The organism is Paenibacillus sp. Root52 (assembly GCF_001426865.1).
Classification (GTDB): domain Bacteria; phylum Bacillota; class Bacilli; order Paenibacillales; family Paenibacillaceae; genus Paenibacillus.
In genome coordinates, this window is the sequence record NZ_LMFO01000001.1 from 1,102,406 (window position 1) to 1,116,685 (window position 14,280).

Here is a 14,280-nt window from a genome sequence, read left to right on the forward strand (position 1 = left end):
AACATGCAGGATAAGGAGAGTACAACCATGAGAGGAATTATTTTTGCAATATTAGGCGGCGCTTGTATTACGCTACAAGGAGTTGCGAATACTCGGATTAGTACAGACATTGGTACATGGCAAGCCGCTACAATTACCCAGCTCACCGGATTCATTCTGGCTGCGCTTATTTTGATCGTTGTACGTGATGCTAACGTACAGGGACTCAAGCAAGTGAAGCCGTTATATCTCGCAGGTGGCGCATTCGGTGCTGTCATTATATTCAGTGAAGTATCAGCGATTCAGCAAATGGGTGTGACCTTCACCATCTCTGCTCTGTTGATTGCACAATTGACGTTAACGTTTCTAGTAGATAGTAATGGATGGTTTGGTGTGGTGAAGCAAAAGATGAAACTACCACAGTTTCTGGGCATTGTACTTATGATCACAGGAGTCATTATCATGAAGCTATAGTTAGCTAGTTTAGGTCGGTGGGGGTGATACCTAATGGAAGAAATCCAACATAACGAACAATTACTTCATTATCTTAGACAGTATCAACTGGAGACGGTATTTTACGAGCCACTGCGTGAACATATGACGTTATGTCATTTTGAGAAATGCGAACTCATCTGTCGTGAAGGAGAGGCCTCCGAATATTTATATGTGCTGGTTGAAGGCAAGATCAAAATCTTCACTACATCGGCTCAAGATAAAACATTAGTGCTCTGTTTCAAGACACCCTTGGAAGTTGTTGGTGATGTCGAATATGTTCGGGAGAGTAACATTGTTAACACGGTTCAAGCGGTCTCACCCGTAGTTATGCTGCGTATCCATTATCGTTATCTGGCTGGATATGCTGGCGAATACGCACCCATGCTCAAATTTCTGCTAAAAATCATCTCCCACAAGTTTTATATCGACTCCAACTTCTCTAACTTTAACCTGATGTATCCTGTGGAAGTTCGGTTAGCCAGTTACCTTCTCTCCATCTCTACCGAGGAAGATGGTACCGTATTTCATGAAGAATTGGATGCTTTCAATTTAACGGATATCGCGAATCTGATCGGCACAAGTTATCGGCATTTGAATCGTGTTATTCAAAAACTGTGTACGGATGGTCTCATTGAGCGTAACCAAGGCTTTATCCTCGTCAAAGATCGGGCAGGTCTACGGGAAGTGGCGGGTCATAACATTTATGAATAAGGAGCATTACAACCTATGATGATTACAGGTATTTTGCTTGCTCTGCTAGCAGGCGCACTTGTCAGTTTACAGACCATCTTTAATAGTAAAGTCAATGAGCGTACTGGCTCCTGGTCTACAACGACTATGGTACTGTTTACCGGCTTTTTGGCTTCGTTTCTAATCTCTATCCTAGTGGAGGGTAAAAATACGTTCAGTCTCCAGCATATGCAGCCCTGGTACTGGCTTAGCGGAGCGATCGGCGTTGGTGTGGTATTTTGTCTTGTGCAAGGCATGAAGCTCTTAGGCCCAACGTATGCCATTTCAATTGTACTAACTTCCCAGTTAAGCTTCGCACTTCTATTTGATGCCATGGGATGGTTTGGCTTAGAGCAGATCCCATTCTCGTGGAATCAATTAATCGGCGTTCTTGTCATTGTGGGTGGGATTATCCTGTTTAAATTCGGCGGTTCAATGAAGTCCTCGCGTACTTCAGCACCAAGCAACCAAAGTCATTGATGATCGTCTTCAACGTTCACTTCATCAAGTTGCCATGTTGTAGCTAATACTAGATGACGACCGATATATGTATAACAGCTATTAGTAGTCATGAGTAGACAGAAAAAGGACGGATCATTGTAATCAATGATCCGTCCTTTCAAATATACAGCTATACTTGAATCTGCAGCTTACTCTGCAAACTCTACGTTATGGTAGACCTGCTGAACATCTTCGAGGTCTTCCAAGGCATCAATCAGCTTCTCGAACTGTACTTGTGCATCCTCTGGAAGTTCAAGGTGATTCTGCGCCAACATCGTCAGCTCGGCAACCGTGAATTCAGTTACGCCAGCAGCTTTGAATGCTTCTTGCACAGCGTGGAATTGATCTGGCTCTGCATAGACGATTACCGCATCGTCTTCATCCACGATGTCACGAACATCTACGTCAGCTTCAAGTAAGATCTCCAGCACTTCCTCGGAATTCTTACCTTCTACACCGATTACAGCCGTTGGATCAAACATGTATGCCACAGAACCGCTGACACCCATGTTTCCGCCGTTTTTGTTAAACGCAGAGCGCACTTCTGGCGCTGTACGATTCACGTTGTTGGTCAGTGCATCTACAATTACCATTGCACCATTAGGACCGAAACCTTCATAACGCAGTTCTTCATAGTTTTCATCCCCGCTGCCTTTTGCTTTTTCCATCGCACGGTCAATGATAGCTTTGGGTACATTATACGTCTTCGCACGTTCCAGCACGACTTTCAGTGCACGGTTCGCTTCCGGATCTGGTTCGCCTTTTTTGGCAGCTACATAGATCTCAACACCGAATTTGGCGTAGACCCGGCTCGTGTTTGCATCTTTTGAAGCTTTTTTTTCCTTAATATTATTCCATTTACGACCCATATCGTTTCCGCTCACTTTCAACATGTAATCTGCTTTCTACTTTGTCATTATATCTTGTTGAGCGTAGTTCAACAAGTTAATACCCACGAAATAATGGGAAAAACGACGACTGTTATTGATCTGAGTTTAAAGTTTAGCCCCGGTTGTTCCTCTGATTCCACGCTTTATAGCGGTCATATCATTTTTGTTTATTTTTCTAGATTTGGTTAAACACAACAAGAAGCACTCCGTGAAGGAATGCTTCTTACGTTTCAAGTGACAAGAAAACGCTCGGATCTATCGTGCAATATTTCGGATGCAGTTAAGCATGAAATTGTCGTCCATCCAGCACCTCATTAACATAACCTGCACGGATAACAAAGTCACCGAAATGCTCGCCTTCATTACGCTGTGTCGCATATTGATTAATCATCGGAGTCAGCGTCTCCAGTATTTCGGTTTCGCCGATGTTTTCTTTATACAATTTATTCAAACGATGTCCAGTGAAGCTGCCACCGAGATACATGTTGTATTTACCAGGCGCTTTACCAATAAACGAAATCTCTGCAAGCATGGGTCTTGCACAGCCATTCGGGCAACCTGTCATACGAACAACAATCTCTTCGTCTCGCAGACCCGCTTCATCCAAAATCGGCTCCAGCTTATCGATCAAGGATGGAAGATAACGTTCGGATTCAGCCATAGCAAGACCACAGGTTGGCAGTGCCACACAAGCCATCGAACTTCTCCGCAGCGCTGAGTAGTGTGCTCCGTCAGTTAGATGGTACTCTTGAATCAATGCTTCGATCTTTTTCTTCTTCTGGCTGCTGATATTACCGATAATCAGGTTCTGATTGGCAGTCAGGCGGAAATCTCCTGTATGAATCTTAGCAATCTCGCGAAGACCCGTCATGAGAGGATATCCATCGATATCTTTCACCCGACCATTCTGAATGAATAGCGTAAAGTGCCATCTACCGTTGCTGCCCTTCACCCAACCATAACGATCCCCATTATGATCAAAATGGAATGGACGTGCCGCTTCCAGACTCCAGCCCAGACGGCTTCTTAATTCCTCGACAAACCATTCTACTCCGCGGTCATCCAGCGTGTATTTGAATCGCGCATGTTTACGCACGGCACGATCCCCGTAATCGCGTTGAATCGTCACTGTTTTCTCAGCAACATCGATCATCTGCTCCGGTGTACAAAATCCAATCACCTTAGACACCTGCGGATACGTTTTGGAATCACCATGAGACATCCCCATGCCACCGCCGACAGAGACGTTGAAGCCTTGAAGTTTTCCATTTTCCACAATCGCGATAAAACCAAGATCCTGTGAGAATACATCTACATCATTAGATGGTGGAACGGCAATACCAATTTTGAACTTACGTGGCAAATATACTTTTCCATAGATTGGCTCGACTTCTTCGTCGTTCTCCTGGGAATCAATGATTTTCTCTCCATCCAACCACAACTCGTGATATGCACGAGTACGAGGGTCAAGATGATTACTCACCTGACAAGCCCATTCGTATACTTCTGCATGAACATCCGACTGATTAGGATTCGGATTGCACATCACATTCCGGTTAACGTCCCCACATGCAGCAAGTGTGCTCAGCAAGGAGTCATTTACTTCGCGAATCGTATTTTTGAGATCCCATTTCAATACGCCATGCAGCTGGAAGGATTGACGTGTGGTCAACCGAATTGTGTTATTCGCATATTTGTGCGCAACACGATCCATCATAAGCCATTGTTCAGGTGTTACGATTCCGCCCGCAGCACGGACACGTAGCATGAACTGATAAGCAGGCTCAAGCTTCGACTTATTACGTTCATTACGAAGGTCACGATCATCCTGCATATAACTACCGTGATGTTTCATCAAACGGTTGTCGTCCTCAGGAATCGCACCGGTAATGCGATCTGCAAGCGTTTCAGTAAGACTTCCGCGCAAGTAATCACTTTTGATCTTTATATCTTCCACATCACTGTTCGTGCGCTGTGGGTTAAGTAAATTATTATAAACCATGCTGCTTTCTCCTCTCGTTTCTACGGGGTGCCCTTGTAACAATGTATGAATTAATACACGTCCCGCTGATAACGTTTCTCCTGTTGCAATCTTGTCAGATATTCCGCTGCTTGCTCAGGAGTTAGACCGCCCTCTTGCTCCAGAATCGTTGCAAGTGCACTGTGAACGTCATGAGCCATCCTTTTCTCATCTCCGCAAACATACACACTCGCACCTTCTTGAAGCCACTGATACAGCTCTTTGCTGTGCTCCAACATGCGATGCTGTACATAAACTTTCTGCTCCGTATCACGCGAGAAGGCTACATCCATCTTCGTGAGAACACCGTCTTTGAGCCAGCGTTGCCACTCCGTCTGGTAGAGGAAGTCTGTAGAGAAATGCTGATCACCGTAGAACAACCACGATTTACCCTCCGCTCCAGTCTCTTCACGTTCCCCGAGGAAAGATCGGAATGGAGCCACGCCTGTACCGGGGCCTACCATAATAATTGGGGTATCGGGATTCTCCGGCAGTTTAAAGTTAGGATTGTGCTGAATATATATTGGTAGTGAGTCGCCTGCTTCAATGCGCTCAGCCAGATGTACGGAACATACACCGTAGCGTTCTCTTCCACGTGATTCATAACGAACTGCACGCACTGTAAGGTGCACTTCATCCGGGAATGACTTGGAACTACTAGCTATCGAATACAATCGCGCTGGAATCTTCCGCAATACCGCTACAAACTGCCCAGCCGGAATGCCTTGCAGTCCATAATCCTGAACGATATCGAGCAGATCACAGCTGTTCATCACTTTGCGGAACTCTGAATCATCTGCAAGCAGAGCAGACAGAGCGCTCTCTGGTTTTAATTTAGCTAATTGCTCAACTACCGGTTTGGTCACTGCAGTAATCTCGAAATGACGCAATATTGCTTCACGAAGTGATACCTGATCACCTGCTTTGTTCACAGCAACACGCTCATCTGCGTTCCATTCCATCGCAGCAATCAATTCATCAACAAGGCGAGGGTGGTTCTCTGGGAATACGCCTAGACTGTCGCCGGGCTCATAATTCAGATTCGAACCTTCAAGTGACAATTCTACATGGCGTGTTTCACGATCCGATCCTCTGCCATTCAAATTAAGATTTTCCAGCACTTCTGCTTGGAAAGGATTCGTCCGACTAAATTCAGATTCACCGCCGCTAACTGCAGCTACGACTGCTTCACTCGTCACTGATCCGGCCGAAGTCGCTGCAGTACTTAATGAAGCCAATACATCGTTCATCCACTCTGCAGCCTGTTCGTCAAAATCAACATCACAATCAGCACGTGGGACAAGTGGTGTAGCGCCAAGCTCCTGCAAACGTTTATCGAAATCTTTGCCCGTCTGGCAGAAGAACTCATATGACGTATCTCCCAAAGCCAGAACTGAGTAACGCAAGCTATCAAGCTTAGGCGCTCGTTTGCTGTTCAGGAATTCATGGAATGGGATCGCATTATCAGGTGGCTCACCTTCACCATGCGTACTCACCACGATTAGGAGATTCTCGATTTTTTTCAGTCCGTTCGGTTTGAAATCTCCCATAGAAGATAAGGTAACTTGCAGCCCCTGTTCTTCGAGCTTTTTAACCAATTTCTTGGATAGTCCACTGGAATTCCCTGTTTGAGAGCCAAAGAGCACCGTTACTTCTTTTGACGCAACAGGTGTATTTTCAGTCACAAGGCTTGTCGTCTGAACAGCCTGAGTTGCAATTGAACCCGACGCCCCTGCTACGTTTCCTTGTTGTGCAGCTATATATCCGCTCAGCCAAGCCCGTTGACCATCGGTCAGAGTCGGAAGAAGGCGATTGAGCAATTCCACCTGTTCCTGATTAAAAGGGCTGTTTGTCACTTGTAGTTCCACCATTGTCCACCTCACGCATTGCTTCGATTTTAATTCCTACTAAAATGATCATATTAATAAATTTCTACTACATTGAACCTATCACACCCAATGGTTGAGGGTCAATTTCAATGATTTTATACCATTTATCAGTTTCTCTAATAAAGGACAAAAAACAACAAAACCACCCTTTCGATCTAAGGATGGTTTTATGCGTTATTCACTGAGTGAAATGGATGCTTTGAGAAACTGTACTACCATTTCACTTATTGTTTTCCATTGTTTTTTGGTAAAAAAATAAACCATCATTGGCATGGGACTGATCCAATTCCAATGATGGTTTACGTTGTTCATCAACTCTAATTCAAGTTGAACGGTTATTTTCTCAGACAACTTTTCTGTTTCGGACTCTAGAATACCTTTGTAGTCCATGATTCGCAGTTCCACGTTTCGGTAACCACGTCACGGTAAAATTCAGGTTCGTGAGAGATCAGCAAAATACTGCCTTTGTATGCTTTGAGTGCACGTTTCAATTCTTCCTTCGCATCAACGTCCAGATGGTTCGTCGGCTCATCGAGTACAAGTAGATTGGTTTCATTGTTAATCAGCTTGCACAAACGAACTTTAGCCTTTTCCCCACCACTAAGTACGGCAACTTTACTCTCGATATGCTTCGTAGTTAATCCGCATTTCGCTAGAGCAGCACGTACTTCAAACTGCGTATACGAAGGGAACTCCTGCCAGATCTCTTCAATGCAGGTATTGTAGTTTGCGTCCTTCATTTCTTGTTGGAAGTATCCAATCTCCAGATGTTCTCCACGTTGGACAGTACCTTCCAGAGCTTGAATCTCTCCCAAAATGCTGCGCATCAGTGTCGTTTTACCGATTCCGTTTGCGCCGACAAGTGCAATCTTCTGACCACGTTCCATACGCAAATCAAGCGGTCTGGATAAGGGTTCATTATAACCAATCACAAGCCCTTTCGTCTCGAAAATAAGCTTGCCGGAAGTTCTTGCATCACGGAAGTTAAACTGCGGCTTCGGTTTTTCCTTTGCCAACTCAATTACGTCCATTTTATCAAGCTTCTTCTGTCTGGACATCGCCATATTCCGCGTTGCCACACTTGCCTTGTTGCGAGCAACAAAGTCTTTGAGGTCAGCAATTTCCTGTTGTTGACGCTTATAAGCAGACTCCAGTTGTTGTTTCTTCATCTCATAGACTTCTTGGAAATGGTCATAGTCTCCGACATAACGAGTCAGATCTTGATTTTCCATATGATAGATCAAGTTAATTACACTATTCAGGAATGGAATATCATGCGAGATCAGAATGAAGGCATTCTCGTATTCCTGTAAGTAACGTTTCAGCCATTCGATGTGTTGCTCATCCAAATAGTTCGTGGGCTCATCCAAGAGCAAAATGTCTGGTTTCTCAAGCAGCAGCTTAGCAAGCAATACCTTTGTGCGCTGTCCACCACTTAGATCGTTAACGTCTTTATCCAAGCCAATGTCTGTAAGACCAAGACCACGTGCTGTCTCGTCCACTTTAGCATCGATCATATAGAAATCCTGATTTGTCAACGTATCTTGGATTGTACCCACATCCTCAAGCAGTTGCTCAAGTTCTTCTGGAGTGACATCTCCCATTTTGCCATACATGTCGTTCATTTCCTGCTCCATATCAAACAGATACTGGAACGCACCGCGAAGTACGTCACGGATGGATTGTCCTTTGCTTAATACGGCATGCTGATCCAAATAACCTACACGCATCCGTTTGGACCATTCCACCTTGCCCTCGTCTGGCTGGAGTTTGCCCGTAATAATGTTCATGAAGGTTGATTTACCTTCACCATTGGCTCCGATTAAACCAATGTGTTCGCCTTTTAGGAGGCGGAAAGAGACATCAGTAAAGATAGCACGGTCACCGAAACCGTGACTTAATTTTTCCACATTTAATATACTCATTCATGACACCTTTTCTATATAGACTTATTCTTGTATATTATAAGCGTTCTATCCTGTACAACTCAACGTCAACTTTTCAAAATTTTAAGTTAGATGTCTTCTATTGGACAGTTTCATCTTATGAATTCATCCGATCATAACGTACACAGGCTAGCATTTGCCATATAAGATGAGATGGGGTAAAATTTGACCTTAAACTATTAATAAGAACGGAGCTCTAGGCAGAGCATTAGGTGAACATAATGATTGAAGTAAAACAATCCAAATTAGGTGATGGCGAATTCAACCGCGGGGTTTTTGCTACCGTTAATATTCCTAAAGGACAGTTGTTCCATCAGGCACCGGTTGTCCCTTATCCTAACGAGGATCATGAACATATTGAGAAAACAATTCTTGAAGATTACGTATTCGAATATGGGGCTAATCACACAGCCATCTTGCTTGGATATGGAAGCTTGATTAACCACTCTTACGAACCAAACGCGACTTATGAGATCAACTTCGAAAATCATACATTTGATTTTTATGCGTATACGGACATTCAAGCTGGTGACGAAGTACTGATTAATTATAACGGTGAAGAAGACAATATGGATCCACTATGGTTCCTTGACGATTATGAGGAGCGCATGCGTGAGTTGAACGAAGCAGAGGAGAGCAATGAGGGTAACGCAGACTCCCATTCCGAAGCTAAAGATTCGAATCAAAAGTAGTGCAGATTGTGTGCACTCTTCTTCATGTTCTATTGTTATAGATAAGTAACGATCATGCATACAAAATGCAAACACAAAGACGGGGCTATCCAGCACCGTCTTTTTTTGAGTTTATCCATATTCCATTCATTCAATCTAAAATAGGCGGGTCGGTGTGCAAATCCTCATCAGGTGCTGTTGATCTCCACTTCGTAAATGCAACCTCAAATCCTGCACGCTTCGGTGAGCACAAAAATAGCCCTGCTTGTTTGTTCTCAGAGTACGCGAATCTTGCAACCCGAATCGTTCGCCATGCATGCTCATCCGTGCGGGCACGAATAACCACAGCTTCGTTATGATACGATGCGCGAATCGTAACAATCCTTCCACCCCATTCGGGCACAGGAGATAACGACCAATCCGAGTAGCCATCGGTGACAACCGCTCCAACATGAACCACACCGTCGTTTACTTCCACACCCGCCTTGATCCATTGATTCGAACCATGCCAGAGCATCAGCCCTGCTTGATCATACAACTCCGTAAATGAGTTCAAATCAAATGAAACCTCAATCGCCTCGTTGCCCTCCCAAGGTTCAAGTAAGGCATGTCCACTTTGATGAACGAATCCATAATAGGTTTTCTCCCAAAAGTCACTTCCTTCTTTCGCTTCTACAATAAGTCGTTCACCTTCCATCCGACTAGCGACCGGTTCTGTTGTCCATGTCCCTGCCTGACGCTGAAGTAAATTTAATGTCATGAATTCTCATCCTTTCTATGCTCTACATCCGTTTACTCCATACTTCGGCAAGCAAGCTTGCTGAACCTTTAATAAATATCAGGCTCAATACTAAATACCCTCCGTTTTCACGCTCATGACCAAAAAATTGCGTTGATTCTTTGTCAAAGTGGTATAATGAAAGAAGAAGTAAGTTTCAACCATTTACATTCATGACTGCGGTCAACCTATAAAGGAGTGTAAGGATATGCATATTCAAATTACAGATCTTGCTGCTGCTCGGCTAACTGAGAGCTTGAATGATCAGCCCGGATATTTCAAAGTATTTTATGATACCGAAGGATGCGGCTGTAATGGAATCATTGTTATTTTGCTTATCGATGAACCCGCTGCACTAGATGAACAGATTGAGACCAACCTGGTTCCATTCTATGTTGATCCGAAACAGCAATTGAACCTTGAACAGCAGATGAAACTGGACACAGAGCAGAATTACGCCTCATTCACATTAAGCAGTGATGCTGGTGTACTTAGCAGCAACGTGCGTGTGAGAGATATCCGTGCTGTAGCCGCTGGCAGTTCAAGCGCATCCGACGCTTGTTCATTGAAATAACCACTCAGTCCATTAAGTGAAGTGCGATGATGTGCATTCGCACCCAAAAGACGTTGCAATTATTGCAACGTCTTTTTATATCTTTATGCATCTCCTTTATCCACTTTTCTTTTCCTCTACTCAACCTGGGAAGACTTCAATCCTATCAAATCCAATTCTATCTCTACTCTCAGAACAAAATAGAAGATTAATCAACTTTGTTTACAACTCGGAAACAATTGGAGAACCTATGGATATAATCCTCTAGTATACTCGGTATATAGATTGATATAACCGAGGAGGAACACACATCATGAAATCTTTATCTCGCAAATCCATTATTTCTACTATACTTGTTGGCTCTGTAGTAGCCGGCTCCGCATTTACTACGTTTCCACTAAATCATACACTGACTCCAGTAGCATCAGCTGCAAGCTCTAGCTTCACACAGTTTCTGCATGATAATGCACCAGGACGTACGATCAAAACCGTTAAAAATGTAGCAACTGTAACGAATGTTTCTAGCACGGTTGTGCTTGTTAACAAAAAGAGAAATCTACCTTCTACTTACACACCTCAAGATCTGGTTGTGCCTAATATTCCTTTTAGTTTCTCTGGTTCCAGCCCGAAGAAGCAAATGCGTAAGGTTGCCGCGACTGCGATCGAGAAATTGTTTGCTGCTGCAAAAAAAGACGGCATAGATATCAAAGCTGTGTCAGGGTACCGTTCCTATGCAACTCAGAAGTCTATCTTTGACCGTAATGCGAGTATTAAAGGTGAAGCCGTTGCGAATAAAACAAGCGCTCGTCCAGGTCAGAGTGAGCATCAGACTGGACTTGCCATGGATATATCCAGCGCTTCTGCTGGTTACGATCTACAGCAAAGCTTTGGCAATACCAAAGAAGGTAAGTGGCTAAAAGCTAATGCGCACAAATACGGATTCATTATTCGTTATGGCAAAGATCAGGAAAAATTAACAGGTTATTCGTATGAGCCATGGCATGTACGCTATGTCGGCGTATATATCGCAGGTGAAATTACAAGTCAGAAACTGACGCTTGAACAATATTTAGAGCGTGCCAAATAAGCTCAGCAACACCAGACACATTCATTAAGATTATCCAGATGATGATGGTGTGACATTCCCCATCCTCATCATCTCATATAGATCGGCTATGATGGGAGCAAGAAGAGTTGTATACTCTTCTTGCTCTTCTTGCTCTTCTTGCTCTTCTTGCTCTTCTTGCTCTTCTAATTCATTTTCATACATACACCAAATCACGCACTCCTCGTTCATCCCTTGTCATCACAGCAAATCATGCAAAAGCAAGTCTTTTGAACACTACGGGGAATCGTTTCACACTTTCAGTTCCTGCCCAGGAACCAACACCAGCTAACAATGCATTATGAGATAAGTACAGAGCGAGATTATATACGACGGTTCCTAAGATAATTTCCAAGACGAAAAAACGTTTTATAGCAGAGGATTCAATGACATACACCCGGAATTCAGGATGAGCATTCATTGTTTTTAGACGTGTAATGAAGGTTTTCATGAATCACCTCAGACTGTTTTATTTTACAATATGGCAAACCCACCTTGTCTTATTCGAAAATAATACTTACATAAAGTAACTAAGTGTGTTATAGTCAGTTTATAAAACATACATAAGCGAGGTAACCTACCATGAGTGAGCTGGAGAGATTGGTCAAAGAACGTAGATCCGCCGTTATTTTTGAAGAAGGTGTTGAGATTTCGGAAGCTGAATTGCAAGAAATGTTCGCGTTAAATAAATTCGCACCCTCTGCCTTCAACCTGCAGCATACGCATTATTTGGTGATTACAGATGCAACGCAGAAAGAGAAAGTATATGAAGCTTCCCAGCAATATAAAGTAAAAACAGCCTCGGCTGTTATTGTTGTCTTAGGCGATGTCAACGCACACCACCATATTCGCACAATCAACGAAGGTCTGCTGAATCTCGGGGCACTCACCCCGTTCCAATATGAACAGGAATCGCAGAGCGTCACCGAATTTTATGAATCACGTGGCAAGTTCTTCCAACGTGAGGATGCGATTCGTAATGCCAGCCTGTCTGCCATGCAATTGATGCTGATCGCTCAGGATCGTGGCTGGGACACCTGCCCTATGATTGGCTTTGATGCTGAAGAACTGCAACGTAGCTTGGATATTCCCGCACATTACGTACCTGCGATGCTGATCACCATGGGCAAAAAGTCCGAAGCGAAGCAGCGCCCTCGTGGGTATCGTAAACCGATTCATGAATATGTTAGCTTCAACAAAATGAATGCCGAATAAGGCAAATTGACCACCGCACGCTAACCCGATTTTCTAACTCATTCAAATAAAAGGCTATTCACCAGATTGCACACATCTGGGAATAGCCTTTTTGGATACAGAAAGATCACATCGTGTTCTACTTTCATACATGATCTATCAATTTTAATCATGGATGTCCTCAATACGTTTCATAGACTAGATCGTTTGCAATCTCCAGATCATCATTAAACTCGACATAGATATATAATTGCCCGGCTGGGGTCTCTCCCGCGTCATAACCTAAACGTAAAAAACGGTCTGGCTGGAATTCAGCATCAGCCAAGACTAATTCATTCACATCTTCATCAGGATGTGCCTCAGCAATCATCTCAAGTGCACGGGCACAGAGCAGATCCCACTGTCTCCATACTTCTTCAATATAAGTCGATAACTCTTGCATCTCGGCCTTGGTAGAGACTTGAACCGTAACTACAAGCTCATTTTCCTGAATAAGCACAGGCATCTGATAGTTAACCATTGTAGCGTCATATTGGAATACACCCATACCATGGATTTCATGATTTTCTTCCACGATTAGATTATCTGCATATTGGAGTCTCTCTAGCTTCAGATTATGACGATAATCCAACTGTTTTAATTTATTTTCAGAACAATATAGTTCAACCAAATGCTCATTCTGGCTAAGATCCAGCTCGTCAATGTGGTTATTAAAGCACCGAACACTCTCCAAGAATAGATTGGATCGAAGATTCAGCTTCTTAATATGATTATGATTACAATGGAGCTCTACCAGATTAGTACATGCAGTTAGATCAAGCTCCAACATATAATTATGTGCACAATCGACCCGCTGTAATTGTTTGTTGTGTGCAAGCTCAAGGGAAAAAAGTGCATTATAGCTGCAACTAAGCTCCTTTAACTGATGTAGAGCATCTAAGTTTAAATTAGATAGCATATTCCAATGACATTCGACAGCGACGAGTTTGTGATTATGAGATAAATCCAGCTTCCGAAGTCGATTAAAACTAACATGGAGTACTTCCAAATCTGTGTTGGCGTGGAGATCCAGTGCGAGCAGCTGATTCTCTCTGCAATCTAACCTATTCAACTTGTCGTTATGACTTAGATCCAGACTGGTTAGTTGATTATACGAACAATCAAGTTCTAGAAGCTCTACAAAATATTCAATCCCATGAAGATTACTCACGTTAATTTTGGACAACTTTAACGTTTTCACCTCAGAAACATCACTTTCTTGTATATATCCACGCTGGTCACAAAAATGCTCCAATATGTACTGTCTAAACGGTTCATCCGTGAACGCCTTGGTAATATCCATAACTGGATTCTCCCCTCAACTATAATCCTATTAATCCTGAATAACATATCTTCCCTATTCTATGATGTCCTTTGAAAGGAAGCAATGCGTGAGAAGTCTTAAATTCCATTTTAGAGCATCCTCTTCATTTATCCAAAAATAGTTATGTAATTTTTTTTATAACATGTTAACATCCAGCATGTAACAGA

16 protein-coding genes are annotated in these 14,280 nt (G+C 43.2%); 7 read left to right on the plus strand and 9 right to left on the minus strand.

Features of this window, described 5'->3' with window-relative positions; genetic code table 11:
- The first annotated feature begins 27 nt into the window (after window positions 1-27).
- From ASD24_RS04710 to ASD24_RS04720, 3 genes are read left to right on the plus strand one after another with little or no spacing between them, the layout of a single operon-like run.
- A complete protein-coding gene (locus tag ASD24_RS04710; protein WP_056692182.1) occupies window positions 28-453 on the plus strand; it encodes a DMT family transporter in 426 nt (141 codons plus the stop codon).
- 33 nt (window positions 454-486) lie between these two features.
- Window positions 487-1,185 (plus strand): Crp/Fnr family transcriptional regulator, encoded by a 699-nt coding sequence (locus ASD24_RS04715; protein ID WP_056692185.1) that lies wholly within the window; start codon window positions 487-489, stop codon window positions 1,183-1,185.
- An 18-nt stretch (window positions 1,186-1,203) separates the two neighbouring features.
- Window positions 1,204-1,683, plus strand: coding sequence for a DMT family transporter (locus ASD24_RS04720; RefSeq protein ID WP_056692580.1), 480 nt, complete (start codon window positions 1,204-1,206; stop codon window positions 1,681-1,683).
- Window positions 1,684-1,853: 170 nt separating this feature from the next.
- On the opposite strand, the gene ASD24_RS04725 is transcribed toward ASD24_RS04720, so the two are convergent.
- The 5 genes from ASD24_RS04725 to ASD24_RS04745 form a co-directional block, all read right to left on the minus strand.
- Window positions 1,854-2,573 (minus strand): YebC/PmpR family DNA-binding transcriptional regulator, encoded by a 720-nt coding sequence (locus ASD24_RS04725; protein WP_056692583.1) that lies wholly within the window; start codon window positions 2,571-2,573, stop codon window positions 1,854-1,856.
- Between the two features lie 301 nt (window positions 2,574-2,874).
- On the minus strand, window positions 2,875-4,596 hold the full coding sequence (cysI, locus tag ASD24_RS04730; protein ID WP_056692188.1) for an assimilatory sulfite reductase (NADPH) hemoprotein subunit: 1,722 nt from the start codon (window positions 4,594-4,596) through the stop codon (window positions 2,875-2,877).
- A gap of 50 nt (window positions 4,597-4,646) precedes the next feature.
- Window positions 4,647-6,482 (minus strand): assimilatory sulfite reductase (NADPH) flavoprotein subunit, encoded by a 1,836-nt coding sequence (locus ASD24_RS04735; RefSeq protein WP_056692190.1) that lies wholly within the window; start codon window positions 6,480-6,482, stop codon window positions 4,647-4,649.
- Window positions 6,483-6,677: 195 nt separating this feature from the next.
- Window positions 6,678-6,893 (minus strand): hypothetical protein, encoded by a 216-nt coding sequence (locus ASD24_RS04740; protein ID WP_056692193.1) that lies wholly within the window; start codon window positions 6,891-6,893, stop codon window positions 6,678-6,680.
- Entirely contained in the window at window positions 6,872-8,428 is a 1,557-nt protein-coding gene (locus ASD24_RS04745; protein ID WP_056692196.1) for an ABC-F family ATP-binding cassette domain-containing protein, read from the minus strand. The genes ASD24_RS04740 and ASD24_RS04745 overlap by 22 nt, the downstream gene beginning before the upstream one ends.
- Before the next feature lie 242 nt (window positions 8,429-8,670).
- Here ASD24_RS04745 and ASD24_RS04750 point away from each other — a divergent pair, with 242 nt between their 5' ends.
- On the plus strand, window positions 8,671-9,141 hold the full coding sequence (locus ASD24_RS04750) for an SET domain-containing protein (RefSeq protein ID WP_056692199.1): 471 nt from the start codon (window positions 8,671-8,673) through the stop codon (window positions 9,139-9,141).
- A gap of 130 nt (window positions 9,142-9,271) precedes the next feature.
- Here the strand turns inward: ASD24_RS04750 and ASD24_RS04755 are convergent, their stop codons facing one another.
- A complete protein-coding gene (locus ASD24_RS04755; RefSeq protein WP_056692202.1) occupies window positions 9,272-9,880 on the minus strand; it encodes a DUF1349 domain-containing protein in 609 nt (202 codons plus the stop codon).
- A gap of 226 nt (window positions 9,881-10,106) precedes the next feature.
- Between ASD24_RS04755 and ASD24_RS04760 the strand changes: the two genes are divergently transcribed.
- Both ASD24_RS04760 and ASD24_RS04765 read left to right on the plus strand, forming a co-directional pair.
- A complete protein-coding gene (locus tag ASD24_RS04760; RefSeq protein ID WP_056692205.1) occupies window positions 10,107-10,472 on the plus strand; it encodes an iron-sulfur cluster biosynthesis family protein in 366 nt (121 codons plus the stop codon).
- Window positions 10,473-10,764: 292 nt separating this feature from the next.
- Window positions 10,765-11,538, plus strand: coding sequence for a M15 family metallopeptidase (locus ASD24_RS04765; protein ID WP_056692208.1), 774 nt, complete (start codon window positions 10,765-10,767; stop codon window positions 11,536-11,538).
- A 30-nt stretch (window positions 11,539-11,568) separates the two neighbouring features.
- Here ASD24_RS04765 and ASD24_RS30135 read toward each other — a convergent pair whose 3' ends face one another.
- Window positions 11,569-11,721, minus strand: a complete 153-nt coding sequence (locus ASD24_RS30135; protein WP_156395327.1) for a hypothetical protein — start codon at window positions 11,719-11,721, stop codon at window positions 11,569-11,571.
- A 46-nt stretch (window positions 11,722-11,767) separates the two neighbouring features.
- Window positions 11,768-12,007, minus strand: coding sequence for a hypothetical protein (locus ASD24_RS04770; protein ID WP_235540345.1), 240 nt, complete (start codon window positions 12,005-12,007; stop codon window positions 11,768-11,770).
- Window positions 12,008-12,138: 131 nt separating this feature from the next.
- Here ASD24_RS04770 and ASD24_RS04775 point away from each other — a divergent pair, with 131 nt between their 5' ends.
- On the plus strand, window positions 12,139-12,771 hold the full coding sequence (locus ASD24_RS04775; protein ID WP_056692211.1) for a nitroreductase family protein: 633 nt from the start codon (window positions 12,139-12,141) through the stop codon (window positions 12,769-12,771).
- A gap of 160 nt (window positions 12,772-12,931) precedes the next feature.
- Here ASD24_RS04775 and ASD24_RS04780 read toward each other — a convergent pair whose 3' ends face one another.
- Complete coding sequence (locus tag ASD24_RS04780) at window positions 12,932-14,092, minus strand: leucine-rich repeat domain-containing protein (protein ID WP_056692214.1); 1,161 nt, start codon at window positions 14,090-14,092, stop codon at window positions 12,932-12,934.
- Between the last annotated feature and the right edge of the window lie 188 nt (window positions 14,093-14,280).

Coding starts and splice junctions, on each gene's coding strand:
- ASD24_RS04745 (WP_056692196.1), bottom strand. CDS start 8,428: ATGAGTATATTAAATGTGGAAAAATTAAGTCACGGTTTCGGTGACCGT.
- ASD24_RS04755 (WP_056692202.1), bottom strand. CDS start 9,880: ATGACATTAAATTTACTTCAGCGTCAGGCAGGGACATGGACAACAGAA.
- ASD24_RS04720 (WP_056692580.1), top strand. CDS start 1,204: ATGATTACAGGTATTTTGCTTGCTCTGCTAGCAGGCGCACTTGTCAGT.
- ASD24_RS30135 (WP_156395327.1), bottom strand. CDS start 11,721: ATGTATGAAAATGAATTAGAAGAGCAAGAAGAGCAAGAAGAGCAAGAA.
- ASD24_RS04760 (WP_056692205.1), top strand. CDS start 10,107: ATGCATATTCAAATTACAGATCTTGCTGCTGCTCGGCTAACTGAGAGC.
- ASD24_RS04770 (WP_235540345.1), bottom strand. CDS start 12,007: ATGAAAACCTTCATTACACGTCTAAAAACAATGAATGCTCATCCTGAA.
- ASD24_RS04710 (WP_056692182.1), top strand. CDS start 28: ATGAGAGGAATTATTTTTGCAATATTAGGCGGCGCTTGTATTACGCTA.
- ASD24_RS04775 (WP_056692211.1), top strand. CDS start 12,139: ATGAGTGAGCTGGAGAGATTGGTCAAAGAACGTAGATCCGCCGTTATT.
- ASD24_RS04725 (WP_056692583.1), bottom strand. CDS start 2,573: ATGGGTCGTAAATGGAATAATATTAAGGAAAAAAAAGCTTCAAAAGAT.
- ASD24_RS04740 (WP_056692193.1), bottom strand. CDS start 6,893: ATGGACTACAAAGGTATTCTAGAGTCCGAAACAGAAAAGTTGTCTGAG.
- ASD24_RS04765 (WP_056692208.1), top strand. CDS start 10,765: ATGAAATCTTTATCTCGCAAATCCATTATTTCTACTATACTTGTTGGC.
- ASD24_RS04715 (WP_056692185.1), top strand. CDS start 487: ATGGAAGAAATCCAACATAACGAACAATTACTTCATTATCTTAGACAG.
- ASD24_RS04750 (WP_056692199.1), top strand. CDS start 8,671: ATGATTGAAGTAAAACAATCCAAATTAGGTGATGGCGAATTCAACCGC.
- cysI (WP_056692188.1), bottom strand. CDS start 4,596: ATGGTTTATAATAATTTACTTAACCCACAGCGCACGAACAGTGATGTG.
- ASD24_RS04780 (WP_056692214.1), bottom strand. CDS start 14,092: ATGGATATTACCAAGGCGTTCACGGATGAACCGTTTAGACAGTACATA.